The organism is Catenulispora rubra (assembly GCF_015356825.1).
Classification (GTDB): Bacteria; Actinomycetota; Actinomycetes; order Streptomycetales; family Catenulisporaceae; genus Catenulispora; species Catenulispora rubra.
This window is the reverse complement of sequence record NZ_JAACYW010000730.1, coordinates 1-503: the sequence shown is the minus strand read 5'-3', so window position 1 is coordinate 503 and position 503 is coordinate 1. Positions and strand designations below refer to the sequence as shown.

Here is a 503-nt window from a genome sequence, read left to right as displayed (position 1 = left end):
GTGCGCGGTGCGCAGGGCGTTGACGCCCATCTCGTCCATCAGGTCGAAGTCCTGGACGTGGTCGGCGGGGCTGACGGCCCAGCCCATGTTCAGCCGGTCCTGGTGCCGGTTCACGCCGTGCAGCCTCGTATGGGCGCCGTTGAGGGTGAAGCCGGTGTTCGCGTCCAGGCTGAACGAGCGCAGCCCCAACGGGACGGTCACCGCGTCGGTGATGGTGCCGGCGTCCGCGTCGTGGATCTCGACGGTGGCCTTGTACAGGTAGGGGTCGGCGCGTCCGCGCCACAGCCGAGGGTTGTTCACGGTCGCGGTCTGGATCACCTCGTCTCCGGCACCGGAGGCCACGGTGCGCGCGGCGGTGATGGTGTCGGTGACCACGGCGCCGCCGGCATCGGTGATGACGGTGCGGACTTGCACGTGCCGTGTGCTGCCGGAGTTGTTCCAGTACTTGGTCTCCACGTCCACCGTGGCGCTGCTCGTGGACACCGAGCGCTGCCGCACGTAGA

1 protein-coding gene is annotated in these 503 nt (G+C 69.2%); it reads right to left on the bottom strand.

Features of this window, described 5'->3' with window-relative positions:
* Window positions 1-503, bottom strand: a 503-nt coding sequence (locus GWK61_RS55175; protein ID WP_323748216.1) for a glycoside hydrolase family 2 TIM barrel-domain containing protein, incomplete at both ends; no start/stop codon positions are given.